Origin of the sequence: Bacillus sp. SN1 (assembly GCF_002796895.1) — a bacterium.
In the GTDB taxonomy this organism is placed as follows: Bacteria; Bacillota; Bacilli; order Bacillales; family Bacillaceae; genus Bacillus; species Bacillus inaquosorum.
The window spans coordinates 1-234 of sequence record NZ_PHIE01000024.1; the positions used below are offsets into that span (position 1 = coordinate 1).

Here is a 234-nt window from a genome sequence, read left to right on the forward strand (position 1 = left end):
CCCTCTCAGGTCGGCTACGCATCGTTGCCTTGGTGAGCCGTTACCTCACCAACTAGCTAATGCGCCGCGGGTCCATCTGTAAGTGGTAGCCGAAGCCACCTTTTATATTTGAACCATGCGGTTCAAACAAGCATCCGGTATTAGCCCCGGTTTCCCGGAGTTATCCCAGTCTTACAGGCAGGTTACCCACGTGTTACTCACCCGTCCGCCGCTAACATCAGGGAGCAAGCTCCC

At 55.6% G+C, this 234-nt stretch carries 1 rRNA gene; it reads right to left on the bottom strand.

Annotation, left to right across the window (positions count from 1 at the left end):
- Positions 1–234 (bottom strand): 16S ribosomal RNA (locus CVV77_RS21905); the annotation flags it as partial.